Annotated in this window: 27 protein-coding genes; 17 read left to right on the plus strand and 10 right to left on the minus strand. The window is 56.3% G+C overall.

Annotation, left to right across the window (positions count from 1 at the left end; all coding sequences use genetic code 11):
• The first annotated feature begins 46 nt into the window (after positions 1 to 46).
• The gene (locus ACOQH0_RS11060) at positions 47 to 721 is read left to right on the plus strand and encodes a DUF3313 domain-containing protein (RefSeq protein ID WP_421512260.1); all 675 of its coding nucleotides are present in this window, start codon (positions 47 to 49) and stop codon (positions 719 to 721) included.
• 33 nt (positions 722 to 754) lie between these two features.
• Here the strand turns inward: ACOQH0_RS11060 and ACOQH0_RS11065 are convergent, their stop codons facing one another.
• Positions 755 to 1651: a DMT family transporter gene (locus ACOQH0_RS11065; RefSeq protein ID WP_421512261.1), complete on the minus strand. Its 897-nt coding sequence runs from the start codon at positions 1649 to 1651 to the stop codon at positions 755 to 757.
• A 173-nt stretch (positions 1652 to 1824) separates the two neighbouring features.
• Here ACOQH0_RS11065 and ACOQH0_RS11070 point away from each other — a divergent pair, with 173 nt between their 5' ends.
• Positions 1825 to 2697 carry an AraC family transcriptional regulator gene (locus ACOQH0_RS11070; protein WP_010431040.1) on the plus strand — a complete coding sequence of 291 codons (873 nt, stop codon included), beginning with the start codon at positions 1825 to 1827 and terminating at the stop codon, positions 2695 to 2697.
• Here ACOQH0_RS11070 and ACOQH0_RS11075 read toward each other — a convergent pair.
• A complete protein-coding gene (locus ACOQH0_RS11075) occupies positions 2677 to 3843 on the minus strand; it encodes a benzoate/H(+) symporter BenE family transporter (RefSeq protein ID WP_421512262.1) in 1167 nt (388 codons plus the stop codon). The genes ACOQH0_RS11070 and ACOQH0_RS11075 overlap by 21 nt on opposite strands.
• 94 nt (positions 3844 to 3937) lie before the next feature.
• Between ACOQH0_RS11075 and ACOQH0_RS11080 the strand changes: the two genes are divergently transcribed.
• A complete protein-coding gene (locus tag ACOQH0_RS11080) occupies positions 3938 to 4465 on the plus strand; it encodes a helix-turn-helix domain-containing protein (RefSeq protein ID WP_100166686.1) in 528 nt (175 codons plus the stop codon).
• 80 nt (positions 4466 to 4545) lie between these two features.
• Positions 4546 to 6510 (plus strand): peptidase U32 family protein, encoded by a 1965-nt coding sequence (locus ACOQH0_RS11085; RefSeq protein ID WP_421512263.1) that lies wholly within the window; start codon positions 4546 to 4548, stop codon positions 6508 to 6510.
• Here the strand turns inward: ACOQH0_RS11085 and ACOQH0_RS11090 are convergent, their stop codons facing one another.
• Positions 6511 to 6741 (minus strand): DUF2554 family protein, encoded by a 231-nt coding sequence (locus ACOQH0_RS11090; RefSeq protein ID WP_421512264.1) that lies wholly within the window; start codon positions 6739 to 6741, stop codon positions 6511 to 6513.
• A gap of 274 nt (positions 6742 to 7015) precedes the next feature.
• Here ACOQH0_RS11090 and ACOQH0_RS11095 point away from each other — a divergent pair, with 274 nt between their 5' ends.
• Positions 7016 to 7378, plus strand: a complete 363-nt coding sequence (locus ACOQH0_RS11095) for a hypothetical protein (RefSeq protein WP_010431056.1) — start codon at positions 7016 to 7018, stop codon at positions 7376 to 7378.
• A 151-nt stretch (positions 7379 to 7529) separates the two neighbouring features.
• On the opposite strand, the gene ftrA is transcribed toward ACOQH0_RS11095, so the two are convergent.
• Complete coding sequence (gene ftrA, locus ACOQH0_RS11100) at positions 7530 to 8528, minus strand: transcriptional regulator FtrA (RefSeq protein WP_421512265.1); 999 nt, start codon at positions 8526 to 8528, stop codon at positions 7530 to 7532.
• Positions 8529 to 8601: 73 nt separating this feature from the next.
• Between ftrA and ACOQH0_RS11105 the strand changes: the two genes are divergently transcribed.
• The 8 genes from ACOQH0_RS11105 (at position 8602) to zinT (ending at position 16614) form a co-directional block, all read left to right on the plus strand.
• Positions 8602 to 9015 carry a rhodanese-like domain-containing protein gene (locus tag ACOQH0_RS11105; protein WP_421512266.1) on the plus strand — a complete coding sequence of 138 codons (414 nt, stop codon included), beginning with the start codon at positions 8602 to 8604 and terminating at the stop codon, positions 9013 to 9015.
• Between the two features lie 156 nt (positions 9016 to 9171).
• Positions 9172 to 10275, plus strand: a complete 1104-nt coding sequence (locus ACOQH0_RS11110; RefSeq protein ID WP_126544653.1) for a cobalamin-independent methionine synthase II family protein — start codon at positions 9172 to 9174, stop codon at positions 10273 to 10275.
• 199 nt (positions 10276 to 10474) lie between these two features.
• Complete coding sequence (urtA, locus tag ACOQH0_RS11115) at positions 10475 to 11746, plus strand: urea ABC transporter substrate-binding protein (RefSeq protein WP_089598465.1); 1272 nt, start codon at positions 10475 to 10477, stop codon at positions 11744 to 11746.
• Positions 11747 to 11770: 24 nt separating this feature from the next.
• The gene (urtB, locus tag ACOQH0_RS11120; RefSeq protein ID WP_421512267.1) at positions 11771 to 13345 is read left to right on the plus strand and encodes an urea ABC transporter permease subunit UrtB; all 1575 of its coding nucleotides are present in this window, start codon (positions 11771 to 11773) and stop codon (positions 13343 to 13345) included.
• The gene (gene urtC, locus ACOQH0_RS11125) at positions 13345 to 14418 is read left to right on the plus strand and encodes an urea ABC transporter permease subunit UrtC (protein WP_421512268.1); all 1074 of its coding nucleotides are present in this window, start codon (positions 13345 to 13347) and stop codon (positions 14416 to 14418) included. Before urtB ends, urtC begins: the two co-directional genes overlap by 1 nt.
• A complete protein-coding gene (urtD, locus tag ACOQH0_RS11130; protein WP_421512269.1) occupies positions 14418 to 15215 on the plus strand; it encodes an urea ABC transporter ATP-binding protein UrtD in 798 nt (265 codons plus the stop codon). The genes urtC and urtD overlap by 1 nt, the downstream gene beginning before the upstream one ends.
• A gap of 9 nt (positions 15216 to 15224) precedes the next feature.
• Positions 15225 to 15923 carry an urea ABC transporter ATP-binding subunit UrtE gene (gene urtE, locus ACOQH0_RS11135; protein WP_421512270.1) on the plus strand — a complete coding sequence of 233 codons (699 nt, stop codon included), beginning with the start codon at positions 15225 to 15227 and terminating at the stop codon, positions 15921 to 15923.
• Between the two features lie 52 nt (positions 15924 to 15975).
• Positions 15976 to 16614 carry a metal-binding protein ZinT gene (gene zinT, locus ACOQH0_RS11140; RefSeq protein ID WP_010431084.1) on the plus strand — a complete coding sequence of 213 codons (639 nt, stop codon included), beginning with the start codon at positions 15976 to 15978 and terminating at the stop codon, positions 16612 to 16614.
• Positions 16615 to 16659: 45 nt separating this feature from the next.
• On the opposite strand, the gene ydeE is transcribed toward zinT, so the two are convergent.
• Entirely contained in the window at positions 16660 to 17877 is a 1218-nt protein-coding gene (gene ydeE / locus ACOQH0_RS11145; protein ID WP_421512271.1) for an efflux MFS transporter YdeE, read from the minus strand.
• Between the two features lie 193 nt (positions 17878 to 18070).
• Between ydeE and eamA the strand changes: the two genes are divergently transcribed.
• Positions 18071 to 18970, plus strand: a complete 900-nt coding sequence (gene eamA / locus ACOQH0_RS11150) for an O-acetylserine/cysteine exporter (protein WP_421512272.1) — start codon at positions 18071 to 18073, stop codon at positions 18968 to 18970.
• 37 nt (positions 18971 to 19007) lie between these two features.
• Here eamA and marB read toward each other — a convergent pair whose 3' ends face one another.
• From marB to marR, 3 genes are read right to left on the minus strand one after another with little or no spacing between them, the layout of a single operon-like run.
• A complete protein-coding gene (marB, locus tag ACOQH0_RS11155; protein WP_010431092.1) occupies positions 19008 to 19226 on the minus strand; it encodes a multiple antibiotic resistance protein MarB in 219 nt (72 codons plus the stop codon).
• 31 nt (positions 19227 to 19257) lie between these two features.
• Entirely contained in the window at positions 19258 to 19638 is a 381-nt protein-coding gene (gene marA / locus ACOQH0_RS11160; RefSeq protein WP_001303241.1) for an MDR efflux pump AcrAB transcriptional activator MarA, read from the minus strand.
• A gap of 20 nt (positions 19639 to 19658) precedes the next feature.
• The gene (gene marR / locus ACOQH0_RS11165) at positions 19659 to 20093 is read right to left on the minus strand and encodes a multiple antibiotic resistance transcriptional regulator MarR (protein ID WP_010431103.1); all 435 of its coding nucleotides are present in this window, start codon (positions 20091 to 20093) and stop codon (positions 19659 to 19661) included.
• Between the two features lie 256 nt (positions 20094 to 20349).
• Here marR and ACOQH0_RS11170 point away from each other — a divergent pair, with 256 nt between their 5' ends.
• Positions 20350 to 21015, plus strand: coding sequence for a MarC family NAAT transporter (locus ACOQH0_RS11170; RefSeq protein WP_100166675.1), 666 nt, complete (start codon positions 20350 to 20352; stop codon positions 21013 to 21015).
• Between the two features lie 95 nt (positions 21016 to 21110).
• On the opposite strand, the gene ACOQH0_RS11175 is transcribed toward ACOQH0_RS11170, so the two are convergent.
• On the minus strand, positions 21111 to 22307 hold the full coding sequence (locus ACOQH0_RS11175) for a sugar transporter (protein WP_126816494.1): 1197 nt from the start codon (positions 22305 to 22307) through the stop codon (positions 21111 to 21113).
• Positions 22308 to 22478: 171 nt separating this feature from the next.
• On the opposite strand from ACOQH0_RS11175, the gene ACOQH0_RS11180 reads away from it, so the two are divergent.
• Both ACOQH0_RS11180 and ACOQH0_RS11185 read left to right on the plus strand, forming a co-directional pair.
• Entirely contained in the window at positions 22479 to 23267 is a 789-nt protein-coding gene (locus ACOQH0_RS11180) for a PhzF family phenazine biosynthesis protein (RefSeq protein ID WP_089598471.1), read from the plus strand.
• Between the two features lie 19 nt (positions 23268 to 23286).
• The gene (locus ACOQH0_RS11185; protein WP_421512273.1) at positions 23287 to 24078 is read left to right on the plus strand and encodes a PhzF family phenazine biosynthesis protein; all 792 of its coding nucleotides are present in this window, start codon (positions 23287 to 23289) and stop codon (positions 24076 to 24078) included.
• On the opposite strand, the gene ACOQH0_RS11190 is transcribed toward ACOQH0_RS11185, so the two are convergent.
• Complete coding sequence (locus ACOQH0_RS11190) at positions 24075 to 24752, minus strand: SDR family NAD(P)-dependent oxidoreductase (RefSeq protein WP_421512274.1); 678 nt, start codon at positions 24750 to 24752, stop codon at positions 24075 to 24077. The two genes, ACOQH0_RS11185 and ACOQH0_RS11190, sit on opposite strands and share 4 nt — an antisense overlap.

A 24752-nucleotide genomic window follows, 5' to 3' on the forward strand; every position in this document is an offset into this window, starting at 1 on the left:
TGCTATAACTTCAAGTGCATACTTGCAGATAACATGGAATACCATCATGCGTACTCACACTTTTTTTAAAGTTGCAGTGCTTTCTGGTCTGTTGGCGTTGGCGGGCTGTGCATCGAAAGTTGCCGCACCTGACCAATTTTCAGGCTTTTTAAAAGATTATTCAGGCTTGCAGCAAACGACGTCCGCGACGGGGAAACCAACGCTGCGTTGGGTTGATCCTTCATATAACGAAGCCAATTACGACAGTATTCTCTGGACGCCGATAACCTATTATCCGGCGCCAAAACCGACGACTCAGATTGGTCAAAAAACGCTTGATGAGCTTCTGTCCTATACCAATACCAAAATGAAAACGGCAATTGGTCAGCGTAAACCCGTTGTGTCGACGCCGGGCAAACACAGCCTGATCTTCCGCGGGGCCATCACCGGCGTGAGTTCGCAGAAGGAAGGACTGCAGTTCTATGAAGTGGTGCCTGTCGCGCTGGTCGTAGCGGGTACGCAGATGGCAACCGGTCACCGCACCATGGATACGCACCTGTTCTTCGAAGGTGAATTGATTGATGCGGCAACGAACAAAACCGTCATGAAAGTGGTGCGTAAAGGCGAAGGGAAAGAGTTGGCAAACGAAAATACGCCAATGGGCTTCGCAACGCTGAAGCAAGTCGTGGATGACATGGCGACAGATGCCACCATGTTTGATGTGCATAAAACAGCGAAATAATGAATCAGGGCCTGCAGCGATGCAGGCCTTTTTTTATGCCGTTCTCAGTCGTCTGTACCAGGTTTCTGGCTTCGTAAACATCACCATATTCCCGCCCAAAATCAGCAATAGCCCAACAATCCCATTCACGTGCCACACGTATCCTTCATAAATCGTCGAAATAGAGAGCGCAACCAGCGGAAACAGCAGGGTGCTGTAGGCGGCTTTACCCGGACCGATGCGTCCGACCAACGTAAAGTAGGCGCCAAAGGCAATCACCGAGCCAAACAGGGCCAGATAGAGCAGTGCACCGATGTAGCTTACCGTCCATTCCGGCATAAAATTGTCCCCTCTGACGAGCGCAATACCGCCCATCACCAGCGTACCGTAGAGCATCGCCCAGGCGTTGGTTGTCATGGTCTCCAGACCGTTACGCTGGTGGCGCATGCTGATCATATTACCCAGTGAGAATCCGTAGGTACCCAGCGCCGACAGGCCAATGCCCGTCAGTAAAGAGGCACTCCAGCCGCTCGCCAGCAGATCGTCCCAGAAGAGGGTGATGATCCCGACCAGGCCCAGCGCTGCGGCCGTCCAGAAGCGAGCGGGCGGGCGCTGTCCGAAGAAAAGAAAGCTGTTAATGGCGTTATACAGCACCGCCATGGAGAAAATCACCGACTCCAGGCCGGTATTGATGTGCGCGGCGGCGGCGTAAAAACACCAGAAATTGAAGCAGAAAACGCAGCATCCCTGCAGCAGGCAAAAGAGGTGATCCCGCAGGGCCATCTTGCGCAAACGGCGAAGGGCAAGTAAGACGATCATTATCGTGGCGGTGGCCACGGCAAAGCGCCAGAAAATCGACACCGGGGCCGAGACCGGTCCCTGCTGCAGAAAAATGGAAATCCAGGTCGTTCCCCATATCACGACCACCAGTCCATAGAGCAATGCGTTCATTATTTCTCTCTTCTCATACAGCGAAAAGCACAGTCTGACCCGTCTGGCGCTGGGCTGCTTTCATCCTCTTGCGCTGGACTTGCAAATTCTTGCGCTTTTTTGTTGCGCGAAGGCTGGCATCGCGCGACAACACTTCTTAGACTGAGGGTCTGATCAACCATCCGTTCACGGCTATGTCTCACGCTTACGATACCTTTGAAACGCTACGCCAACAGAATGCAGTGCTCCGGGAAACGGTCGCGCTCAATTCCGGTATTCAACTGGCGGCGTGGTACAACAAGCACGATACGATCACCGTAAAAAGCAATCACCATACCCTCAGCCTGTACGTGGCCGATGGTTACGAAAGCTACCAAAAAACGCCGGGCGGCTGGAAGAATGGCGGCGGTCCGGACCGTTTCTGCCTGATGCCGAAAGAGAGCGAATCGACGTGGGATATCCGCGATGACCTGTCGTTTGTTCATCTGTACTGTACCGATGAACATCTGCGCGATGTTGGCGAAAAAATCTGGGATAAACGCCCGCTGTCGCTGACGCTGGATGAGAAAATCTTCGGCAGCGATCCGAAAATCACCGCGCTTTATCGCCAGTTTTTGCTTGGCTGCGACTGGCAGCAAAAAGCGAATCAGCTCGCCCTCAGCACCGCCTCTACGCTTTTACTGACGCATCTGCTCCAGAATTACGCCAGCGTGCAGTGGAAGCTGCCGGTCGTCACCGGCGGGCTGTCGCCGTTTGTGCTGCGAAACGTGCTGGCCTTTATCGAAGAGCATCTCTCCCAGCCGCTGACGCTGGCCGATCTGGCCGATCAGGCTGCACTGAGCGAGTATCACTTTGCGAGAATGTTTCGTCAGTCGATGGGGCTGGCTCCGCATCAGTACGTTATGCAGCGTCGTATGGAGAGAGCCAAAGCGCTGGTGCAGCATACCAACACGCCGCTTACGGATATCGCACTCGCCTGCGGGTTTAACTCCGCCAGCCACTTCAGCAACCGTTTTCGCAGCATCATGGGGATAACCCCGTCGCAGCTACGCGCGGCGACGGCGTGAAAACACGGCGTAACAGAGGCCACCCAGCACCAGCCCCCAGAAAGCAGAGCCAATCCCCAGGATTGTTGCCCCGCTGGCGGTCATCAGAAAGGTGACAATCGCCGCGTCGCGTTCCGCCTCGTGATTCAATGCCTGATACAAACTCCCGCTGATGGTGCCGAGCAGCGCCAGACCGGCAAGCGTCTGGATCCAGCTGAGCGGTAATGCGGCCATTAATCCCGCGATCGATCCGCCAAAAATGCCCGCCAGGAGATAAAACACGCCCGCAGCCGCGGCGGCAAGCCAGCGTTTACCCGCATCCGGATGGGCATCAGGGCTCTGGCAAATGGCGGCGGTAATGGCGGCAATACAGATGGAGAACACGCCGAAGGGAGATAACAGCAGCGCCAGCCCGCCTGTCACGATAATCAGCGGTGAGACCGCCAGCGGATAGCCCGACGCTTTCATCGTGGCGAACCCCGGCGCGTTTTGCGAGGCCATGGTGACCAGGAAGAAGGGCACGCCGATGCTCAGCAGGCTGGTGAAGGTAAACGCCGGTGCGATAAATTGCGGCATAACGACTGAAAGGGCGATATCGCTTGTGACAACGTCACCTCCTGCCCATGCTACTGCGCTACCCACCAGCAGTGTGGCAACAATGGCGTACCGGGGCGCAAAGGCTTTGGCCATCAGCCAGGCCGCAAGCATGCTCCCGCACAACAGAAAATGCCCGTCGAGATTGCTGAACGCCTGCAGGCCAAACCGCAGCAGCACGCCTGCCAGCATAGCGGCAGCAAGGGAATGCGGGATGAGCTTCATCAGGCGGGCAAATAGGCCGGTCACGCCGCACAGCAAAATGAGCGCGTTGGCAAAGATAAAAATGCCGATGGTTTCGGCAAGCGTCACGCCGTTGAGGCTGGTGGCTAACAGCGCCGCGCCGGGCGTTGACCAGGCGGTGAGTACCGGGGCTTTGTACCAGCACGATAACGCAAGGGTGCTGAGGCCCATCCCAATGCCCAGCGCGGTCATCCAGCCCGCAATCTGGTGTGCATTTGCGCCCGCCGCCGCTGCGGCCTGCCAGATGATGGCTGCCGAGCTGGCATACCCCACCAGTACGGCAACAAACCCGGCAAGGGCGGCAGGAAAGAGATGAGTTGAAGGGCGCATAAAAAACTCCGTTGTGCGTTATAACGTCCGGCATAAAGTAACACTGTGCGTTATAGCGTACAAGTGGTATGCTATGTGGGTATCTGGAGGGACCATGGAAATTACACAACATCTTGCTCATACCCTGAAAACCGAGCGCCAGGCGCGCGGCTGGAGCCTGTCGAAGCTGGCAGAAGAGACGGGCGTGTCAAAGGCCATGTTGGGCCAAATTGAGCGCAATGAATCCAGCCCGACGGTGTCGACGCTGTGGAAAATCGCCACCGGGCTGAACGTACCCTTTTCTGCCTTCATCGCACCAGAGGCGGACGGGCAGGCCGTGTTTGATCCCCAGCAGCAGGCGATGGTTGTGAAACCGTTATTTCCCTGGGATGAGACGCTGAGGTTTGACCATTTTTCGATAACCCTCGCGCCCGGTGCGCTGAGCGAATCCACGCCGCACGAAGCGGGCGTCATTGAACATGTGGTGGTGATCAGCGGCGAACTGGAGATGAACATCGACGGCGAGTGGCGCACGATCCACGCTGACGCCGGGGTGCGTTTTGCGGGGGATAAACCGCACGCCTACCGCAACAGCAGCGCCCGGACGGTGCATTTTCACTCCCTTATTCATTATCCCCGCTGAGGCTACGCAAAACTGTTTCGCTGACGCATACTTCTGACTACAATAGCCGCCATTTTGACCATAACGGATAACGACGAAGTATGCGCCTGCAATCCCATCATCTTGAACTTTTAAGCCCGGCCCGTGACGCCGCCATTGCCCGTGAAGCGATCCTTCACGGTGCCGATGCCGTCTACATTGGTGGCCCTGGCTTCGGTGCCCGCCATAACGCCAGCAACAGCCTGAGCGATATTGCCGAGCTGGTGCCGTTCGCCCACCGTTTTGGGGCGAAAGTGTTCGTGACCCTGAACACGATCCTTCATGATGATGAACTGGAGCCTGCGCAGCGTCTGATTACCGATCTCTACCAGACCGGCGTGGATGCCCTGATTGTTCAGGACATGGGCGTTCTTGAACTGGATATTCCACCCATTGAACTCCATGCGAGCACCCAGTGCGACATCCGCACGGTAGAAAAAGCCAAATTCCTCTCTGACGTGGGTTTCTCGCAGATCGTGCTGGCGCGCGAGCTGAACCTGAACCAAATCCGCGATATTCACCAGGCCACGGACGCGACCATCGAGTTCTTTATTCACGGTGCGCTGTGCGTCGCGTATTCCGGCCAGTGCAATATTTCACACGCGCAGACCGGCCGCAGCGCCAACCGCGGCGATTGCTCGCAGGCCTGCCGTTTGCCGTACACCCTGAAAGACGATCAGGGGCGCGTGGTGGCCTTCGAAAAACACCTGCTGTCCATGAAGGATAACGATCAGACCGCTAACCTTGGCGCGCTGATTGACGCGGGCGTACGCTCCTTCAAGATTGAAGGGCGCTATAAAGACATGAGCTACGTAAAGAATATCACCGCGCACTATCGCCAGATGCTGGACGCCATCATCGACGATCGCGGCGACCTGGCGCGGGCTTCCGCCGGGCGTACAGAGCATTTCTTTATTCCGTCGACGGATAAAACCTTCCATCGCGGTAGCACCGACTACTTTGTTAATGCCCGTAAAGGGGATATCGGCGCGTTCGACTCACCGAAGTTTATCGGTTTACCGGTTGGCGAAGTGCTGAAAGTGGCGAAAGATCACCTGGACGTAGAAGTGACGGAGCCGCTGGCGAACGGTGACGGCCTGAACGTGATGATCAAGCGTGACGTCGTGGGCTTCCGCGCCAATACCGTGGAAAAAACCGGCGAAAATCGCTATCGCGTCTGGCCAAACGAGATGCCAGCGGATCTCTACAAAGCGCGCCCGAACGCGGCGCTGAACCGTAACCTTGACCATAACTGGCAGCAGGCGCTGCTGAAAACCTCCAGCGAGCGTCGCATTGCGGTAGATATTGAGCTTGGCGGCTGGGAAGAACAGCTGATCCTGACCATGACCTGCGAAGACGGCATCAGCGTGACGCATACGCTCGATGGCCTGTTCGAGGTGGCAAACAACGCGGAAAAAGCGCTGAACAGCCTGAAGGACGGCGTGGCGAAACTGGGGCAGACGATGTATTACGCCCGTAATATCGACGTTAATCTCCCGGATGCGCTGTTTGTCCCCAACAGCCTGCTCAACCAGTTCCGCCGTGAAACGGCCGACATGCTGGATGAAGCGCGTCTGGCGAACTACCCGCGCGGTAGCCGTAAAGCCGAAGCGGTGCCCGCGCCGGTCTATCCGGATACGCACTTGTCCTTCCTGGCGAACGTCTACAACCACAAAGCGCGTGAATTTTATCACCGCCACGGCGTGCAGCTGATCGACGCGGCCTATGAAGCGCATGAAGAGAAGGGCGACGTGCCGGTGATGATCACCAAACATTGCCTGCGCTTTGCGTTTAACCTGTGCCCGAAACAGGCGAAGGGGAATATCAAGAGCTGGAAAGCAACGCCAATGCAACTGGTGAACGGCGACGAGGTATTGACCCTTAAGTTCGACTGCCGCCCGTGTGAAATGCACGTCATCGGTAAAATGAAAAATCACATCTTTAAGATGCCGCAGCCCGGCAGCGTCGTGGCCTCAGTCAGCCCCGATGAACTGATGAAGACCCTGCCTAAGCGTAAAGGCAGCTAACTAGCGAAAATGGGTGTCCGGTTTGCGCGATTTCTGCCACTGGTGGTGCTCGCGCAAACCTTCCGCTGACTCCTCCGCCGCGGCGCGCAGTTCATCGCTGTCGGCTTCATGCCGAAGCTGATGCTCCACACTCTTCACATACAGAAATTCATGTCCTTTGTGCCCGGCCATCAGTTGACCGGAGAATAATGCGCACGTCAGTAATATTATCGATAAGCCTTTTCTTAACATTATTTCACCGCAGCAGAGTCTGTCGCAGCTATCATGACGATAATTTCGTGGTGTTATTATTCACAACGTCAAAGTAGCGAAAAGGGTTTGTCAATAACTGTAATCAGGCGGCGATCTGGTAATATCCCGTAACCAATAACGCTGAATTTATGCCTTTTTTAGGAATATGCTGAATTACATAACTACTGCCAAATTTGATATGTAATCGGACAACCAAAAAGTAGATTAATCTTATATAATGGTATTCCTCTGGCTAAGGAATGAGTCTGATTAAATGAAAAAAATATTACCTATTGCGCTCGTGGTGGTTTCTGTTGGTGCAGTTGCAGGGATAGGCTATACCCGTACTGGCGCCCCGGAATATATCCAGTCGGCAGAATCCCGTGTGGGCTCCTATTTAACCAGCGATTACGGCCGTGTGGCGTGTATTAGCAGCCAAAAGAGCGAGCAGCGCTGGGAATTAGATTGCACCAATCAGGCAAAAGGGAAGTCATTCCAGTTTGCCGTATATCCTTCCGAAAAGGCGCCCTATGGCGTATCACGCTCTTTTTATCTTGAAGCGATTAATGATGACGCTAAACAGAGCGCGGAACAGGGACTGATGCGTTACCTGCAAATAAATACCCAGGCAGGTTAAGCGGTCTGTTTACCTTTCGTTGAGTCTGATGGTGTTAGGTTGTACGGGATCCGCACCCCGGCATGGAATGTCGGGAACGTAGATACCAAAATACAAATCTATCCATGCAAGCATTTACCGCCAGCTAATGGCGGTTTTTTTTTGCCCGTATTCAGCCCGCGCGGGCGAACTGTTTACGGTACCGTGCAGGGGAAAGGGCGTAATGCTGCCGGAAATGGTGCCGCAGGGTTGCGGCCTGGCCAAATCCGGTCTGTTCAGCGATGCTGTCGATGCTTAATTTACTGTTTTCAAGGTAATCTTTGGCGCGCAGCAGGCGTTCATTCAACAGCCAGCGCGTGGGCGTGGTCCCGGTGGCGTCCTGAAAGCGCCGCAGAAAGGTGCGCTGACTCATGCCAACCCGACGCGCCAGGGAGTCCACGGTGTGCGTCAGAGCCAGATGCTGGTGCAGGAAATCAAACAGCTGGCCCAGACGCTGGCTTTCCCGCAGCTGGGCAACTGGACGGCTCAACTGTTGGGTTTGCGAACCGTCCCGATGCGGCGGAATGACCAGACGCCGCGCCACGCGGTTTGCCGCTTCCATTCCGTAATCCCGACGCACCACGTGCAGGCACAAATCGATTCCCGCAGCGCTGCCCGCAGAGGTCAGAATATCGCCTTCGTCCTGATACAGGACATCTTCAACCACGTCGATGGCCGGATAACGGGTTTTAAGCGCCTCAATGTAGCGCCAGTGCGTGGTGGCTTTGCGCCCATTGAGCAGCCCGGTTGCGGCAAGTACAAAGACCCCTGAACAGATGGACAACAGTTGGCACCCGCGCGCGCTGGCCCGGCGTAAGGCATCACAAAGCGCGTCCGGTACGGCGGCGTCAATACCGCGCCAGCCCGGCACGAGGATTAAATCCGCATGTTCAAGCAGGCTCAGATCGCCATCGGCCAGAATACGGATGCCCCCCGTTGCCCGTAACTCGCCTTCATCCACGCCCGCAACCGCAAACCGATACCAGCTCTCGCCCATTTCCGGGCGCGGCAGACCGAAGATTTCCACGGCCACACCAAACTCAAAGGTACACAAACCGTCATAGGCCAGAACGACCACTCTGGCGGGAGAAACCTGTCTTAAGTTTGTCATCTTTTTGCTGTTTTCTGGCATACGCGGACGCATTCACTGGCTGAATTTATGGATAGAGTAGTGTTAACACAAACACCCAAGATGAGGAAGGATCATGAGCTATGTTACTGAAATCCCGGCAGCAGAACCGCAGGAAGCCGTTGCCCATTTTCTGCGTCGGTTGAGCGTCGAGACCGATTGTGCTGACGTGCATCATGCCATTGCAAACAATGAACAGGACTTTGTTTTGCTGCACGTGGTGGGTAAAGCAGAGCAGTTTGCCCGTCGCCACGTCCCCGGCGCGCTGCATTTGCCCTGGAGTCAGATCTCCGCAGAGCGCATGGCGCAATGGCCTGCAGGCACGCTGTTTGTCGTGTACTGCGCCGGGCCTCACTGTAACGGCGCAGACAGGGCTGCGCTTAAGCTCGCACGACTTGGGCTGCCGGTAAAAATCATGCTCGGAGGGATTACCGGGTGGCAAGACGAAGGGTTCACGTTTGCTCATGAGGGATCGCCCGTTTCGCTGTGAAGATGAATTTTTTTCAACACAGGTGAAATTTTCTCGTTTGCCGGAATGCGGCAGATATGACATCTTTTTTGGACATTTAGACATCCAGAAGTCTAAAAATTCAAATGATGAATTATCACTGTTGGCAACCATTGCCGACAGAAAGAGGAGATTTCCATGCAGCGACAACACGCCCCGTACCGCGCCGATGTAGTTGGCAGTTTTTTACGCCCGGATGCCATCAAGCAGGCTCGCCAGAAATTTGCCAACGGTGAGATTGATGCCGGGCAGCTTCGTGCGGTAGAAGATGAGGCCATCCGCCATGTTGTCGAGCAGCAGTGCGCCTGCGGGCTACACGTCGTCACAGACGGTGAGTTTCGCCGCGCCTGGTGGCATTTTGATTTCTTCGACGGCCTGCAGGGCGTGGAGCGTTACGATTCACAGCAGGGCATTCAGTTCAACGGCGTGCAGACGAAAGCTCACGGCGTTCGCGTGACGGGCAAGCTGGGCTTTGGCGAGCACCCGATGCTTGATGATTTCCGCTACCTGAAAAGCATCAGCGGGAACGCGCAGCCGAAGATGACCATTCCAAGCCCGAGCGTGCTGCATTTCCGCGGGGGACGTAAAGATATCGACGCCACGGTTTACCCCGATCTGGCTGATTATTTTGACGATCTGGCGACCACCTGGCGCGATGCCATCCGCGCGTTTTACGATGCGGGCTGCCGCTATCTGCAGCTGGACGATACCGTCTGGGCCTATCTCTGCTCGGACGACCAGCGACGCCAGATCCGCGAGCGCGGCGATGATGCCGATGAACTGGCACGGATCTATGCCCGCGTGCTGAACAAAGCGCTCGAAGGCAAGCCTGACGATCTGACCATCGGGCTGCATGTCTGTCGCGGTAACTTCCGTTCGACCTGGATTTCCGAAGGCGGCTATGAGCCAGTGGCCGAGGTGCTTTTCGGGACGGTCAACGTTGACGCGTTCTTCCTCGAATACGACAACGACCGAAGCGGCGACTTTGCGCCATTACGTTTCGTGCGTCCGGGCAAGCAGCAGGTGGTACTGGGCCTTATCACCACCAAGAACGGCGAGCTGGAAAACCCGGAAGGGGTGAAGGCGCGTCTGGAAGAAGCGGCGAAATACGTAGCGAAGGAGCAAATCTGCCTTAGCCCGCAGTGCGGCTTTGCCTCGACAGAAGAGGGCAACAGCCTGAGCGAATCCCAGCAGTGGGACAAAGTGCGTCTGGTGACGCAGATCGCCAGCGAAGTCTGGTAAGCCTCCTCCAGCGCTGCATTATAAAAGTGCAGCGCTGATTCATTCTGAGTCGTTCTCTTTACAACCCGCGCCTCATCTCCCGCCATTCCGCTTTCTCCATTCTGGCATCCTTTTTGCTCTCCTGAAGCTGACACCTTGTTTATCTGCGTCCCTGCGGTATCGGACGTTTTCGTACAGCTTTCTTTTCAGGAGTGAAAATATGCACCGTCGTACCTTGTTAAAAGCTTTTGCACTGTCGGCCTCCGTGGTCGCGATGGGAATGAGTTTTGGCGTGCAGGCTGCCGATACCATCAAAGTGGGAATTATGCACTCGCTGTCCGGCACGATGGCGATCTCCGAGACGCCTCTGAAAGACGTTGCCTTGATGACGATTGATGAGATCAACGCCAAAGGCGGCGTGCTGGGCAAGAAACTGGAGCCGGTGGTGGTTGACCCGGCGTCGAACTGGCCGCTGTTTGCCGAGAAAGCCCGTCAGCTCATCAGCCAGGATAAGGTGGCGGTGGTCTTCGGCTGCTGGACGTCGGTATCGCGCAAATCCGTGCTGCCGGTGTTTGAGGAGCTGAACGGCCTGCTGTTCTACCCGGTTCAGTACGAAGGTGAAGAGATGTCGCCAAACGTCTTCTATACCGGCGCCGCGCCGAACCAGCAGGCGATCCCGGCGGTGGAGTACCTGATGAGCGAAGACGGCGGCGCGGCGAAGCGCTTCTTCCTGCTGGGCACGGACTACGTGTATCCGCGCACCACCAACAAGATCCTGCGTGCCTTCCTGCACTCAAAAGGCGTTGAGGATAAAGACATTGAAGAGGTTTACACCCCGTTTGGTCACAGCGATTACCAGACCATTGTAGCTAACATTAAGAAATTCTCCGCAGGCGGTAAAACGGCGGTGGTGTCGACCATCAACGGCGATTCCAACGTTCCATTCTATAAAGAGCTGGCTAACCAGGGGCTGAAGGCTACCGATGTTCCAGTGGTGGCGTTCTCTGTCGGTGAAGAGGAGCTGCGTGGGATCGACACCAAACCGCTGGTGGGGAACCTGGCGGCGTGGAACTACTTCGAATCCGTGGATAACCCAACCAACCAGACCTTCGTGGCGGATTACAAAGCCTACGCCAAAGCGCACAAGCTGCCGAATGCCGATACCGTCGTAACCAACGATCCGATGGAAGCCACCTATGTGGGCATTCACATGTGGGCGCAGGCCGTCGAAAAAGCAGGCACCACCGACGTGGATAAAGTGCGTGCCGCGATGGCGGGCCAGTCCTTTAAAGCGCCGTCTGGGTTTACGCTCACCATGGATGCCACCAACCACCACCTGCATAAGCCGGTCATGATTGGGGAAATCGAGGGTAACGGCCAGTTTAACGTGGTCTGGCAAACCGACGCGCCCGTGCGTGCCCAGCCGTGGAGCCCGTTCATCGCCGGAAATGACAAAAAGCCTGACCAGCCGATGAAAACCGCCAGTAACTAAGCCATTACCGCAGGGAGAAACGTCATGAACGCCATGCGCATGTTCATCGCTCTTGTATGGCTTACCGGACTGCTGCCAGGGATGGCGCAGGCATCGGATGCCGATAACTTTGTTGCTGCTAACCGCACGCAGCAAGCAGCAATGCTGACCGCGTGGGCGGCTTCACCGGATGCGGCAAGGATGCCGCTGCTTCAGGCGCTGCAAGCTGAAAGCCTGTTTATCGACGGCCAGAAGCATGCCTTTGCCAGGCACGGCGGCGAGATGGTGCCGCTCGGGGCGGCAACGGCGGCAGAAGGTGCTACCAAAGCCGTGCGCCTGACCAACCGACTCCGTGTGCTGGCGGCGACTGCCCTGGCGACACATCAACTCATAAGTGACAGTGTCACCGAAAGGCGAGGCGCAGCCCGGCAGCTCCAGCGGGATATCCAGCCAGATATGCTCGGTTTTCTGCAAAAACGGGTCAGTCTCGAAACGGATGATGTGACGCGGCAGTCCCTGCTGCTGGCGCTGGCGAACCTCCAGCTTGCCAGTCCTCAGGCGGAGACCCGTCTTCAGGCTGTTGAGCTGCTGGGGCAATCCGACGACCCGGACGTGCAGGCAAAAATCACGCCGTTTACCCAACCGCAGACGGAGCCGGATGCGAAGGTGCGTGCGGCCGCCGCCGAGAGCCTGAGCCACATTCAGCACCGTCTGATGTGGGGCGACCTGCTTGGGCAAGCATTTATGGGGCTTTCTCTGGGCTCTGTCCTGCTGCTGGCTGCGCTGGGGCTGGCGATCACCTACGGACTGCTTGGCGTCATCAACATGGCGCATGGTGAAATGTTGATGTTAGGGGCGTATGCCACCTGGATGGTGCAGCAGGTGATGTCGCAATTTATGCCCCAGTGGCTGGCGCTTTATCCGGTTATTGCGCTGCCCGTGGCCTTTTGCCTGACGGCGGGCATCGGAATGATTCTCGAGCGCACGGTGATCCGCCATCTTTACGGACGTCCACTGGAAACGCTTCTGGCGACATGGGGGATCAGCCTGATGCTTATCCAGCTGGTACGCATGACGTTCGGGGCACAAAACCTGGAGGTGGCAAACCCGTTCTGGCTTTCCGGAGGCGTGCAGGTGTTCGCCAACCTGACGCTGCCGTGGAACCGCATTGTGGTGCTGGGCTTTGTGCTGCTGGTGCTGTTCTTCACCTGGCTGATTCTGAACAAAACCCGTCTTGGCCTGAACGTCCGCGCGGTGACCCAAAACCGCAGCATGGCTGCCTGCTGCGGGGTGCCTACCGGGCGCGTCGACATGCTGGCATTTGGGCTGGGGTCCGGCATTGCCGGTCTGGGCGGCGTGGCGCTTTCCCAGTTGGGGAACGTGGGGCCGGAGCTGGGCCAGGGCTACATCATCGACTCGTTCCTGGTGGTGGTGCTGGGCGGCGTGGGCCAACTGGCCGGTAGCGTGGCGGCGGCGTTTGGCCTGGGGATTTTCAACAAAATTCTCGAACCGCAGATGGGTGCGGTACTCGGCAAGATCCTGATTCTGGTGGCGATCGTTCTGTTTATTCAGAAACGCCCTCAGGGACTCTTTGCCTTAAAAGGGAGGGTTACTGACTGATGAGCCAGCCACTTACCTTAACGATGGCGCGTAAAGCGCCGCGCACGACTCAGATTGCGGGCAGCCTGCTGGTGGCGTGTCTGCTGATCTTACCGTTTTTCGCGCTGCTGCCCGCTACGCATCCCCTGGCGCTTTCGACCTGGATGCTGACGTTGATTGGCAAGATCCTCTGCTATGCCATCGTGGCCGTTGCGCTCGATCTGGTGTGGGGGTACGCAGGCATGCTCTCGCTGGGGCACGGCATTTTCTTTGCGCTTGGCGGCTATGCGATGGGGATGTACCTGATGCGCCAGGCGGCGGGTGACGGTCTGCCTGCGTTCATGTCCTTTCTCTCCTTGAGCGAGCTGCCGTGGTTCTGGTGGGGCACCCAGCACTTTGCCTGGGCGCTGGTCCTGATTGTGATGGTTCCGGGATTGCTGGCGCTGGTGTTTGGCTGGTTTGCCTTCCGCTCAAAAATCAAGGGGGTCTATTTTTCCATCATGACCCAGGCGCTGACCTACGCGGGCATGCTGCTGTTCTTTCGTAACGAGACCGGTTTTGGTGGTAATAACGGCTTTACCGGTTTTACGACCCTGCTCGGATTTCCGGTGACGGAGACCGCCACGCGCATCGCGCTGTTTCTGGCGACCGTGTTGCTGCTGATTCTGGCATTAGGCACAGGATTTGCGCTGGCGAAAAGCAAGTTTGGCCGCATCCTGACGGCGGTGCGTGACGCGGAAAACCGCCTGACGTTCTGCGGTTACGATCCGCGCGGGTTCAAGCTGCTGGTGTGGACGCTGTCCGCGGTGCTGTGCGGTCTGGCGGGGGCGCTGTACGTCCCGCAGGTGGGTATTATCAACCCTGGCGAAATGTCGCCGACCAACTCGATTGAAGCCGCTATCTGGGTGGCGCTGGGCGGACGCGGCACGCTGGTCGGTCCGGTGATTGGCGCGGCGCTGGTGAACGGCGCCAAGAGCTTCTTCACCGTCGCGATGCCGGAATACTGGCAGCTGTTTTTGGGGCTGATTTTTATCGCCGTCACGCTGTTCTTGCCGCGCGGCGTCTACGGCCTGTTGCGTAAGGGGGAGAAATAATGCAGCCATCTGACGGATTATTCACCCGACAGCTGCCCGGTGACCGCTACAGGGAACAGACCGATCCCGTGTTGCAGCTTGAGGCCATCAACGTCAATTTTGACGGGTTTCAGGCGTTAACGGATCTCTCGCTCAATATTGGCGTGGGCGAACTGCGCTGCGTAATTGGGCCTAACGGCGCGGGCAAAACGACGTTAATGGACGTTATCACGGGCAAAACGCGGCCCCAAAGCGGCAAAGCGCGCTATGACCAGTCTGTCGATCTGACCCTGCTCGATCCCGCCGCTATTGCCCGACAGGGGATCGGGCGTAAATTCCAGAAGCCCACGGTCTTTGAAGCGCTGACGGTGTGGGAAAACCTCGAAATCGCGATGAAAACCGACAAATCCGTCTGGGCGAGTCTGCGGGCAAAGCTCAACGGCGAACAGGTCGATCGCATTGATGAAATGCTGGTGCTTCTGCGGCTCAGCAGCGAGCGCGACCGCCGCGCCGGGCTGCTTTCTCACGGGCAAAAACAGTTTCTGGAGATCGGTATGCTGCTGGTGCAGGATCCGCATCTGCTGCTGCTGGACGAGCCCGCCGCCGGAATGACGGACGCGGAAACCGAATACACCGCAGAACTGTTCAGAACGCTGGCGGGCAAGCACTCTCTGATGGTGGTGGAACATGACATGGGGTTTGTGGAAACCATCGCCGATCGGGTGACGGTGCTGCATCAGGGGCGCGTGCTGGCGGAAGGCCCGCTTCGTGAGGTACAGGCTAATGAGCAGGTGATTGAAGTCTATCTGGGACGCTAAGGAGCCGTAATGCTACAGGTTAACGAACTGAATCAATACTACGGCGGCAGCCATATTCTGCGCGGCGTGAGCTTTCAGGCTCTTAGCGGCGAGGTCACCTGTCTCTTGGGGCGCAACGGCGTCGGTAAAACCACACTGCTGAAGTGTCTGATGGGGCTGATCCCGGCAAAAAGCGGTGACATCGTCTGGCAGGGCAAGAAAATCACCCACAGCAAGCCGCACCAGCGGGTGCGCGCTGGCGTGGCGTATGTCCCGCAGGGGCGTGAGATTTTCCCGCGATTAACCGTTGAAGAGAATCTGCTGCTGGGGCTGTCACGCTTTTCCGCCCGCGACGCGAAGCAGGTGCCGGATGAGATCTGGCAGCTGTTTCCGGTGTTAAAAGAGATGAAACACCGCCGCGGGGGCGATCTCTCCGGGGGACAACAGCAGCAGCTGGCAATAGGACGCGCGCTGGCAAGTCGGCCCCAGCTTCTGATCCTCGATGAACCGACGGAGGGCATTCAGCCATCGGTTATCAAAGAGATTGGGCAGGTGATCCGCTCGCTGGCGGATCGCGGCGATATGGCGATTCTGCTGGTTGAGCAGTTTTACGACTTTGCCGCCGAGCTGGCCGACAGCTATCTGCTGATGTCGCGCGGCACCATTATTCAGCAGGGACGTGGTGAAAATATGGAGCAGGAGGGCGTTCGCGGTCTGGTTGCGATCTGAAATGTTATAATATAACATACTCATTCTTATAAAACGGAATGAGGGTTTTGTTTTGGCTGCACATATTGGAAAAATTGCCATGACTCTGGGGGCGCTGCTGGTCAGCGGCCAGCTGTTTGCCCATTCGCACGGTCACCAGATGACCGAGGCGGAACAGAAGGCGGCGAACGGCGTGTTTGAGGATAAAGACGTGAAGGACAGAAAGCTGTCTGACTGGGACGGCACCTGGCAATCCGTCTATCCGTTCCTGTTGGACGGTTCGCTCGATCCGGTATTTAAGAAGAAAGCGGAGAAGGACCACAAATCCGTTGAGGCGGTGAAAGCCTATTACCGTACCGGCTACGCAACGGACGTGGGATCTATCGGCATCGAAAATAACGTGATGGAATTCCACCAGGGGGAAACGGTAAGCCGCTGTCACTACGACTACAGCGGCTACAAAATCCTGACCTACGCCTCGGGGAAAAAAGGCGTTCGCTATCTGTTTGAGTGTAAGGATGCCAGCAGCAAGGCACCGAAGTTTGTTCAGTTCAGCGACCATATCATTGGACCGAAAGCCTCTTCACACTTCCATCTTTTCATGGGCAACACCTCCCATGAGGCGCTGCTGAAAGAGATGGATAACTGGCCGACGTACTACCCGAACGAGATGTACAAAGAACAGGTGGTTGAAGAGATGTTGCACCACTAGCTTTTGCTTGAGCCGGGTGGCGGCTACGCCTTACCCGGCCTACGATTAGGGTTTTGTAGGTCGGGTAAGCGTAGCGCCACCCGACACGGTATCTTCATTTTTCACGCTCATCCCACGCAAAATCATCAGCCAGGCAATGACGATGGCGGCCATCATAATCACAAACAATGACCAGTGCGGCAGATGGGTCAGGATGAGCCCGGTGATCATCGGGTTCGCCGCCGCGCCCAGCCAGCCCAGCGCCTGGGCGGAGAAATAGCTCGCCTTCATTCCCGGCGGGGCGATGTTGTCGATCAGCATATATTCCCCCGGAGCATAGATAATCTCCCCGAGGGTAAAGATCGCGGCAGCGATGCCCCAGTAAACCAGGTTTTCACCGGAGAGCATAAACCCGCCCAGACCCACAATGAAAAACAGGGTGGCAACGGTCATCAGCGGGCGAATGTTGCTGGCTGAAATTTTACGCCCGAGGGCGTATTGCAGCGTCACCACCACGGCGGCGTTGACGGGGAGCACCACGGCCACCACCTTTTCGGCGAAATCACCGTCCGCGTGCGCGGCAAGCACATACTGCGAAATGCAGGTCGCAAACGATCCCCCGACGTAAGAGGCGAGCAGACCAGACAGCGTATACCAGAACAGGGCGCGGTCCTTCAGCAATACCGACGGCTGCCATGGCGCCTTTTCTTCAGCGGCATCTAACGCCACGCTTTTCTGTACAAAGAAATGGATAAAGCCGAGCGGCAGTGCGGCGCAAAAGGCCGCCAGCCAGAACGGGAGCTGCAGGCTGTACATCACCAGCAGGGTCCCAAGCGGTGGGCCGATCGTCCAGCCGATGTTCAGGAAGCTGTAGTTCAGCGAGAAGACGCGGGCTTTTTCGCTTGAGGTCAGCACATCGGCAAACCAGGCTTTGAGTACCGTTGAAAAAACCGAGTAGGCGCAATTGATCAGCGCAAAAAACAGCACCACCAGCGTGACGTTATTAACCAGCGGAATGGCCACAAAGCCCGCAATAAACGCCACAATGGCGATCAGCATATAGCGCTTTTTATCAAACTTATCGGCCAGAATGCCAAACCCTAAGCTGAACACGACGCCAATAGTCAGCGCAATGGTCAGCGCATAACCGATATTCTCGACGCTCATGCTATACGCGCGCGTGAGATAAATGGTCATAAACGGCAGCGTTGCCCCTCGACCAATTGTTAATAACAATGACGATGCCAGCAGCGCTGCGGTAGAGCGCCTGAGAGATGGTTTCATATTCCTGCCCGACAAATGCTTATGCTTTTTTTGTTGTGTTATAAAAGGAGTATCACGACATAAGGGGCTTGTATAGCGCCTAATTTATCCCTAAGTGCTTCGCCTGACTGCCAGAATTAATGATCTTCTCGTGGTGCTATTTTTTCTGTTACCTTGAAGTGTTAACAAATTATTAATAATTCAGGGGCAGGGTATGACGCGTAAAGACGGGCTGCTGGCGTTGCTGGTGGTCGTAGTGTGGGGGCTTAATTTTGTGGTCATCAAGCTGGGGTTACACAATATGCCCCCGCTGATGCTGGCCGGTTTACGTTTTATGCTGGTGGCGTTCCCGGCGCTATTTTTCGTGGCGTGTCCAAAAATCCCCCTGAAACTGCTGCTGGGCTACGGCCTGACCATCAGTTTTGGTCAATTTGCGTTTCTCTTCTGCGCCATTAAGTTCGGCATGCCCGCCGGCCTGGCCTCGCTGGTTCTGCAGGCGCAGGCGTTCTTTACCATCATTCTCGGCGCGTTTGTGTTTGGTGAGCGTTTACAGGGTAAACAGCTGGCGGGGATCACGCTGGCGGTGTTTGGCGTGCTGGTGCTGATTGAAGCCAGCCTGAACGGTCAGCATGTGGCCCTGCTGGGCTTTATGCTCACGCTGGCGGCGGGGCTTAGCTGGGCCTGCGGAAACATCTTCAACAAGCTGATTATGCAGCATGAGGCGCGCCCGGCGGTGATGTCTCTGGTGGTGTGGAGTGCGCTGATCCCTGTTATCCCGTTTCTGGCGGCATCGTTTATTCTGGACGGCCCGGATCTGATGCTGAAAAGCCTGGTCGAGATCGATCTCACGACTATCCTGTCGCTGATTTATCTGGCGTTCGTCGCCACGATTATCGGCTATGGCATTTGGGGTTCGCTGCTGGGTCGCTACGAAACCTGGCGGGTGGCGCCACTGTCTCTGCTGGTACCCGTGGTGGGGCTGGCCAGCGCGGCGTTGCTGCTGGATGAAAAACTCAGCGCGCTGCAGCTCTTTGGCGCGGTGCTGATCATGGGTGGACTCTACATCAATGTGTTTGGTTTGCGCGTGCGTCGGGCGACGCGAGTACGGAATTAGGGCACAAAAAAGCCCCGCAGAGGCGGGGCAAAACGAATCAGAAGCCGTGCTGATTGTAATACGGCACGCCTAATTCGTCGGATTTGTCGCTACCAGCCCCCATATGGTTGAAATCAAAAGGTGACTGGTCATGTGCTGACGGCAAAATCATCGTGTCACGATTATTTTGCTGCGTTGCACTGGGCGTTTGCTCCGCGAAGGTCTGGCTGGAAAACAGCACCAGCAAGGCGAGGGCGGCGGAGACGGTAACTTTCATGATTTCCTCGGTACGTCTTTACAGGCGTTGTTTAACTACAGTGTTTTAACGGATAGAGATATCGGGATTCACCCGGCATGCTGGTGATACGATACTTATGAGGCGGCACATCAAAGTAGTTCTTAAACGTGCGCGTCAGGGTTTGTTGCGATTCAAATCCGTAACGCTCCGCCAGATAAAGGATCGGCTCATTGCTTTCTTTCAGTTTTTGGGCAATCTCCGTCAGCTTGCGGCTGCGAATATATTGACCTAATGAATGACCGGTCTCTTTTTTGAACATCCGTTGCAGGTGCCATTTTGAGTAACCTGAACGCTCTGACACTTTTTCAAGGGAGAGCGGCGATTCCAGGTTGTCCTCGATCCAGTCCAAAATGCTATGAATGGTGATAGCGTCAGTATTGCGTCTGGACATCGTCATACCTCTTTTTCTGTTTACGGCAGTATTTTCTTAAGCAAAAGCTCAAGCGTTGCCACTTCATCTGCCGTTAAGTTTTTTGTTAGTTCCTGATGCAGTGTTTGTCCTACGAGTTGATGACATTGCTCACACATGGCCGCGCCGTCGCTGGTCAGTTTGATCAGCACGCCGCGTTTGTCATTCGGGTTAGGGCTTCGTTCTATCCATCCTTTGCAGACGAGACGATCCAGCATGCGGGTTAATGCACCCAGATCGACAGAGAGCACCTTTTTCAGCTCAACCGGCGTGATACACACTTCGCAGCGAATGGAACACAGCACTTTGAACTGTGTTGCGGTGATATCCAGCGGTGACAGATAGTCATTGAGCAGGCGATCTTTTTTCTGGTTAACCATGTGAATAAGACGGCCCAGTGGAATGATGTCGTTAAAGAGATCGCTGGTACTTTTCACAATGGTTGCCCTGGCAAGTAGTTTAGTCACGGCAGATATTATTGCTCAGGCAAGTATAAGTCAACTGAATGAATCGACGGATGCCACGAATTGCTAAAACGTTTCATGAACTTTTTTTGAGTGCTTTCAAATCATATACATAACGCAGGGTTATCATTGCAGTGAGAAAATAATGGTTACGTTGTGGTCATGGCTGAATGTCACACTTTCACCCTATAATTGCGGGGATGAATATGGATAAGGACAACGACGCACTATGTTGGATTTGATTAAAGCAATTGGCCTCGGGCTGGTGGTGTTGCTGCCGCTGGCGAACCCGTTAACGACGGTGGCGCTGTTTCTGGGGCTGGCAGGGAACATGAACAGCGCAGAGCGCAATCATCAGTCGATGATGGCCTCTGTCTATGTGTTTGCCATCATGATGGTGGCTTATTATGCCGGACAGCTTGTGATGAACACCTTTGGGATTTCGATTCCCGGCCTGCGTATCGCCGGGGGGCTGATTGTGGCCTTTATCGGGTTCCGTATGCTGTTCCCCGCGCAAAAAGCGCATGAATCACCGGAAGCGACCAGCAAATCCGAAGAGCTGGAAACAGAGCCCAGCGCGAATATTGCTTTTGTCCCGTTAGCGATGCCGAGTACGGCGGGGCCGGGAACGATTGCGATGATCATCAGCTCCGCCTCAACGGTGCGTGATAGCTCCACCTTCCCGGACTGGGTGCTGACGGTTGCGCCACCGCTGATTTTCGCGCTTATCGGTATTATCGTGTGGGCATCCCTGCGCAGTTCCGGCGCGATTATGCGCTGGGTAGGAAAGGGCGGGATTGAAGCGATTTCCCGTCTGATGGGTTTCCTGCTGGTGTGTATGGGCGTGCAGTTTATTATTAACGGCGTGCTGGAAATTATTAAGACCTACCACTGAGGTCATTGCCGGGTGGCGGCTTCGCCTTACCCGGCCTACAAAAAGACGGATTTCGTAGGCCGGGTAAGCGCAGCGCCACCCGGCACAAACAAACCTCACCCGTGCTGGCCCTGTTCCTCGAGCGCCACCGGCCATTTACGGAAAATCAGCAGCGACCAGATAAGCGCCACCAGCGCAGGGATCGCCCCCAGATAGCCAATCGCCGACATCGACACATGCAGGCTAATCTGATTTCCCAGCAGCGCGCCCGCCCCAATCCCCAGATTGAAAATTCCCGAGAAGAGCGACATAGCGACGTCCGTGGCATCCGGTGCCAGCGCCAGCACTTTCACCTGCATGCCCAGACCGATGATCATGATTGCTACGCCCCAAAACAGGCTGAGGATCGCCAGATGACTTTCGCTGCCCGCGGCAGGCATCAGCAACAGCAGGCACGCCAGCAGCAGGCCAATGGCACTGCTCACCAGCGTAGACGCATGCTGGTTGCCGAGCTTACCAAACAGAATACTGCCGATAATGCCCGCGCCGCCCAGAATCAGCAGCAGAACCGTGGCGAAATTGGCGCTAAAGCCCGCCACAACCTGCACAAACGGCTCAATGTAGCTGTAGGCCGTGTAATGGGCGGTTACCACAATCACCGTAAGCAAATAAATGCTCATCAGCGCCGGGCGACGCATCAACAGCGGCAGGCTTTTCAGCGAGCCGGAATGTTCGCTCGGCAATGTTGGCAGCAGCTTGATGAGGCAGACCAGTGTGATCAGCGCCCCCATGCCGATGGCAAAGAAGGTGGTACGCCAGCCGAAGTATTGCCCGACAATACGACCAATAGGCAGGCCGAGCACCATCGCCAGCGCGGTACCGGTGGCAATCAGGCTCAGCGCCTGCGCGCGTTTCCCCGCCGGTGCCAGGCGAATAGCGAGCGACGCGGTAATCGACCAAAACACCGCATGGGCAAAGGCAATACCGATGCGGCTAACGACCAGCACCGTAAAATTCCACGCCATAAATGACAGCACATGGCTGGCGATGAAGACCACAAACAGGCCAATCAGCAGCTTTCGCCGCTCCATCTGGCTGGTCAGCAGCATAAACGGCAGCGACATCAGCGCCACCACCCAGGCGTAGATGGTCAACATAATGCCCACCTGCGCCGTCTCCATCTGGAAGCTGTCGGCTATGTCAGACAGCAGCCCAACCGGAACAAATTCAGTGGTATTGAAAATAAACGCAGCGATGGCGAGCGTGACCACACGTAGCCACGCGACCCTGCGGGAAACCGTGTTTGTTGTCATAAAGATGTCTGGGATTGATTAACGATGAGGAGACGATCTTAAAGCTTTAAACGGCGAAAACTCAACCATAATGTGACCTTAATCACAAAATTTACCGTACCACAGCGGTAGCGGCGGGCGAGGTTTTCCGTGAAGATAAAGAACAACATAACGATAACAGGCGGTAAGTCGATGCAGGAGATTGATTTTTACCTGGTAGATGCGTTTAGTGATACCTCATTTGGTGGCAATCCGGCGGCGGTTTGCCCGCTAAAGGCATGGCTACCGGATGAGACGTTACTCAGCATGGCGCAGCAGCATAACCAGTCCGAAACCGCGTTCTTCGTGTGCAGTAAAGGCGGGATTGAGCTGCGCTGGTTTACCACCTTAACCGAGGTCAATCTCTGCGGGCACGCGACGCTTGCCGCTGCGTATGTGCTGTTTAACGAGCTGGACTACCCGGACTCGCGCATTCACTTTGAGACCGCCTCGGGCCGCCTGACGGTCAGCCGGGAAGGTGACTGGATGACGCTCGATTTCCCGGCCTGTCCGACGCAGGAATTGACCCCGCCGCCAGAGATGCTCGCCGCGCTGGGGATCAACCGCTACGTTGAGGCCCGAAAGGGGCGCGCCTGGGTGGTGGTGCTGGAAAATCGTGAGCAGGTGGAAGCCGTGACGCCAAACTATTCCGCGATGACGCCAGGTGAACACAAGGTTGCCGTCACCGCGCGTGGGGAGGGTGAGTACGATTTCGTCAGCCGCTTCTTCTCACCAGGGGTTGCCGTACCTGAAGATCCTGTCACCGGCTCTGCGCATACGATGCTCATTCCTTACTGGAGTGAAACGCTGGGAAAAACGACGCTGTTTGCGCGTCAGGTTTCGGCCCGTGGCGGTGATGTGCGCTGCGAACTGAAAGGCTCGCGCGTGATGATGAGCGGCCAGGCATCATTATATTTGAAAGGCACAGTATTTCTGCGCTAGAAAAAAAGAGGAAGAGACCATGCAGGAAATTGATTTTTATCTGGTAGATGCCTTCAGCGACAGGGCGTTCGGTGGTAATGCGGCGGCGGTTTGCCCGCTGGAAGAGTGGCTTCCGGATGAGACGCTGCTCAACATGGCGAAGCAGCATAACCAGTCGGAAACGGCCTTCTTCGTGCGTACGGATAACGGCTTCGAGCTGCGCTGGTTTACCACGCTTGATGAAATTAACCTCTGCGGACATGCGACGCTGGCGGCATCCCACGTCATTTTTGAATATCTCGACTACCCGCATACCGAAATCACCTTCTCGACGCGTTTTGTTGGCGACCTGACGGTGAAGCGCAACGGAGACTGGCTGACGCTCAATTTCCCGGCATGGTCGACGGAGGTTGTCGACAATCCGCCCGCGTTACTCTTCAGCGCGCTGGGCATCCGCGGTGCACAAGAGATCCGCGCAGGGCGCGATTACATGGTGGTGCTGGAAAGCCAGCAGCAGGTAGAAGCCTTAACGCCGGAAATCGCGGCAATGATCCCGCTGGATAAAATGGTCTGCGTCACGGCACCGGGGGACTCGTATGACTTTGTCAGCCGCTTCTTCTGTCCGGGTGACGGCGTGCCGGAAGATCCGGTGACGGGATCGGCGCACAGCATGTTGATTCCGTACTGGAGCGAAAAACTGGGTAAAACGTCACTGAATGCCCGCCAGGTGTCAGCCCGTGGCGGGGATCTGCGCTGCGAGTTAAAGGGTGACCGCGTGCTGATTGGCGGGCAGGCGACGCTGTATCTGAAAGGGCGGATCTTTTTGCGCTAGCTGAGCGATGCGCCGCCGCAGATCGCAATCTCTTGCCCGGTAATGGCGGCGGCCTCTTCGCTCAACAGGAAGTTGACCAACCCGGCGACCTCTTCTGGCCTGATAAGCCTCCCTAACGGCGGACATTTCGGCGGGGAGGTTTCCCGCCCCGGCGAACTGAGCATTGGCGTTTGGGTAGCACCGGGAGCGACCACGTTCGCAGTAATCCCTCGTGGGGCCAGTTCGGCAGCCCAGCTTCTGATCATCCCAACCATTGCCGCTTTGGTGGCGACATACTGGGAACGTCCGGCTGCGCCGCGTGACGTTCTGCTGCCTATCGCCACCAACCGTCCTCCGGACGCCATGCTGGGTGCAAAGTGGTTAAACAGTACTTCACACGCCTGCACGTGCAACCGCCAGAGCGTGTCACCCGTAGCAGACTCCAGCAGCCCCAGCGGCGCGGCAGCCATCATTCCGGCAGCATGGATCACCGCGTGAGGCTGAGGGAGGGGCTGCAATACGGCCATCAGCGCATCAGGCATGCTGATATCAACGCTCAGACTCGTGAAGTTGGGCGTTTCCAGCGTGACGGGGCGTCGGCTTAGTCCGGTCACCAGCCAGCCTTCAGCCAGCAGACGTTTAACGATCGCCTCACCAATGCCCGAGCTGGCTCCGGTAACGACAGCATGGCGCAT

The sequence above is a fragment of the Enterobacter sp. JS8-1 genome, assembly GCF_049187015.1.
Lineage (GTDB): Bacteria > Pseudomonadota > Gammaproteobacteria > Enterobacterales > Enterobacteriaceae > Enterobacter > Enterobacter mori.

Excerpts from the sequence above, each read along its gene's own strand:
- ACOQH0_RS11060 (WP_421512260.1), top strand. The coding sequence starts at position 47 with ATGCGTACTCACACTTTTTTTAAAGTTGCAGTGCTTTCTGGTCTGTTG.
- ACOQH0_RS11065 (WP_421512261.1), bottom strand. The coding sequence starts at position 1,651 with ATGAACGCATTGCTCTATGGACTGGTGGTCGTGATATGGGGAACGACC.
- ACOQH0_RS11070 (WP_010431040.1), top strand. The coding sequence starts at position 1,825 with ATGTCTCACGCTTACGATACCTTTGAAACGCTACGCCAACAGAATGCA.
- ACOQH0_RS11075 (WP_421512262.1), bottom strand. The coding sequence starts at position 3,843 with ATGCGCCCTTCAACTCATCTCTTTCCTGCCGCCCTTGCCGGGTTTGTT.
- ACOQH0_RS11080 (WP_100166686.1), top strand. The coding sequence starts at position 3,938 with ATGGAAATTACACAACATCTTGCTCATACCCTGAAAACCGAGCGCCAG.
- ACOQH0_RS11085 (WP_421512263.1), top strand. The coding sequence starts at position 4,546 with ATGCGCCTGCAATCCCATCATCTTGAACTTTTAAGCCCGGCCCGTGAC.
- ACOQH0_RS11090 (WP_421512264.1), bottom strand. The coding sequence starts at position 6,741 with ATGTTAAGAAAAGGCTTATCGATAATATTACTGACGTGCGCATTATTC.
- ACOQH0_RS11095 (WP_010431056.1), top strand. The coding sequence starts at position 7,016 with ATGAAAAAAATATTACCTATTGCGCTCGTGGTGGTTTCTGTTGGTGCA.
- ftrA (WP_421512265.1), bottom strand. The coding sequence starts at position 8,528 with ATGCCAGAAAACAGCAAAAAGATGACAAACTTAAGACAGGTTTCTCCC.
- ACOQH0_RS11105 (WP_421512266.1), top strand. The coding sequence starts at position 8,602 with ATGAGCTATGTTACTGAAATCCCGGCAGCAGAACCGCAGGAAGCCGTT.
- ACOQH0_RS11110 (WP_126544653.1), top strand. The coding sequence starts at position 9,172 with ATGCAGCGACAACACGCCCCGTACCGCGCCGATGTAGTTGGCAGTTTT.
- urtA (WP_089598465.1), top strand. The coding sequence starts at position 10,475 with ATGCACCGTCGTACCTTGTTAAAAGCTTTTGCACTGTCGGCCTCCGTG.
- urtB (WP_421512267.1), top strand. The coding sequence starts at position 11,771 with ATGAACGCCATGCGCATGTTCATCGCTCTTGTATGGCTTACCGGACTG.
- urtC (WP_421512268.1), top strand. The coding sequence starts at position 13,345 with ATGAGCCAGCCACTTACCTTAACGATGGCGCGTAAAGCGCCGCGCACG.
- urtD (WP_421512269.1), top strand. The coding sequence starts at position 14,418 with ATGCAGCCATCTGACGGATTATTCACCCGACAGCTGCCCGGTGACCGC.
- urtE (WP_421512270.1), top strand. The coding sequence starts at position 15,225 with ATGCTACAGGTTAACGAACTGAATCAATACTACGGCGGCAGCCATATT.
- ydeE (WP_421512271.1), bottom strand. The coding sequence starts at position 17,877 with ATGAAACCATCTCTCAGGCGCTCTACCGCAGCGCTGCTGGCATCGTCA.
- eamA (WP_421512272.1), top strand. The coding sequence starts at position 18,071 with ATGACGCGTAAAGACGGGCTGCTGGCGTTGCTGGTGGTCGTAGTGTGG.
- marB (WP_010431092.1), bottom strand. The coding sequence starts at position 19,226 with ATGAAAGTTACCGTCTCCGCCGCCCTCGCCTTGCTGGTGCTGTTTTCC.
- marA (WP_001303241.1), bottom strand. The coding sequence starts at position 19,638 with ATGTCCAGACGCAATACTGACGCTATCACCATTCATAGCATTTTGGAC.
- ACOQH0_RS11170 (WP_100166675.1), top strand. The coding sequence starts at position 20,350 with ATGTTGGATTTGATTAAAGCAATTGGCCTCGGGCTGGTGGTGTTGCTG.
- ACOQH0_RS11175 (WP_126816494.1), bottom strand. The coding sequence starts at position 22,307 with ATGACAACAAACACGGTTTCCCGCAGGGTCGCGTGGCTACGTGTGGTC.
- ACOQH0_RS11180 (WP_089598471.1), top strand. The coding sequence starts at position 22,479 with ATGCAGGAGATTGATTTTTACCTGGTAGATGCGTTTAGTGATACCTCA.
- ACOQH0_RS11185 (WP_421512273.1), top strand. The coding sequence starts at position 23,287 with ATGCAGGAAATTGATTTTTATCTGGTAGATGCCTTCAGCGACAGGGCG.
- ACOQH0_RS11190 (WP_421512274.1), bottom strand. The coding sequence starts at position 24,752 with ATGCGCCATGCTGTCGTTACCGGAGCCAGCTCGGGCATTGGTGAGGCG.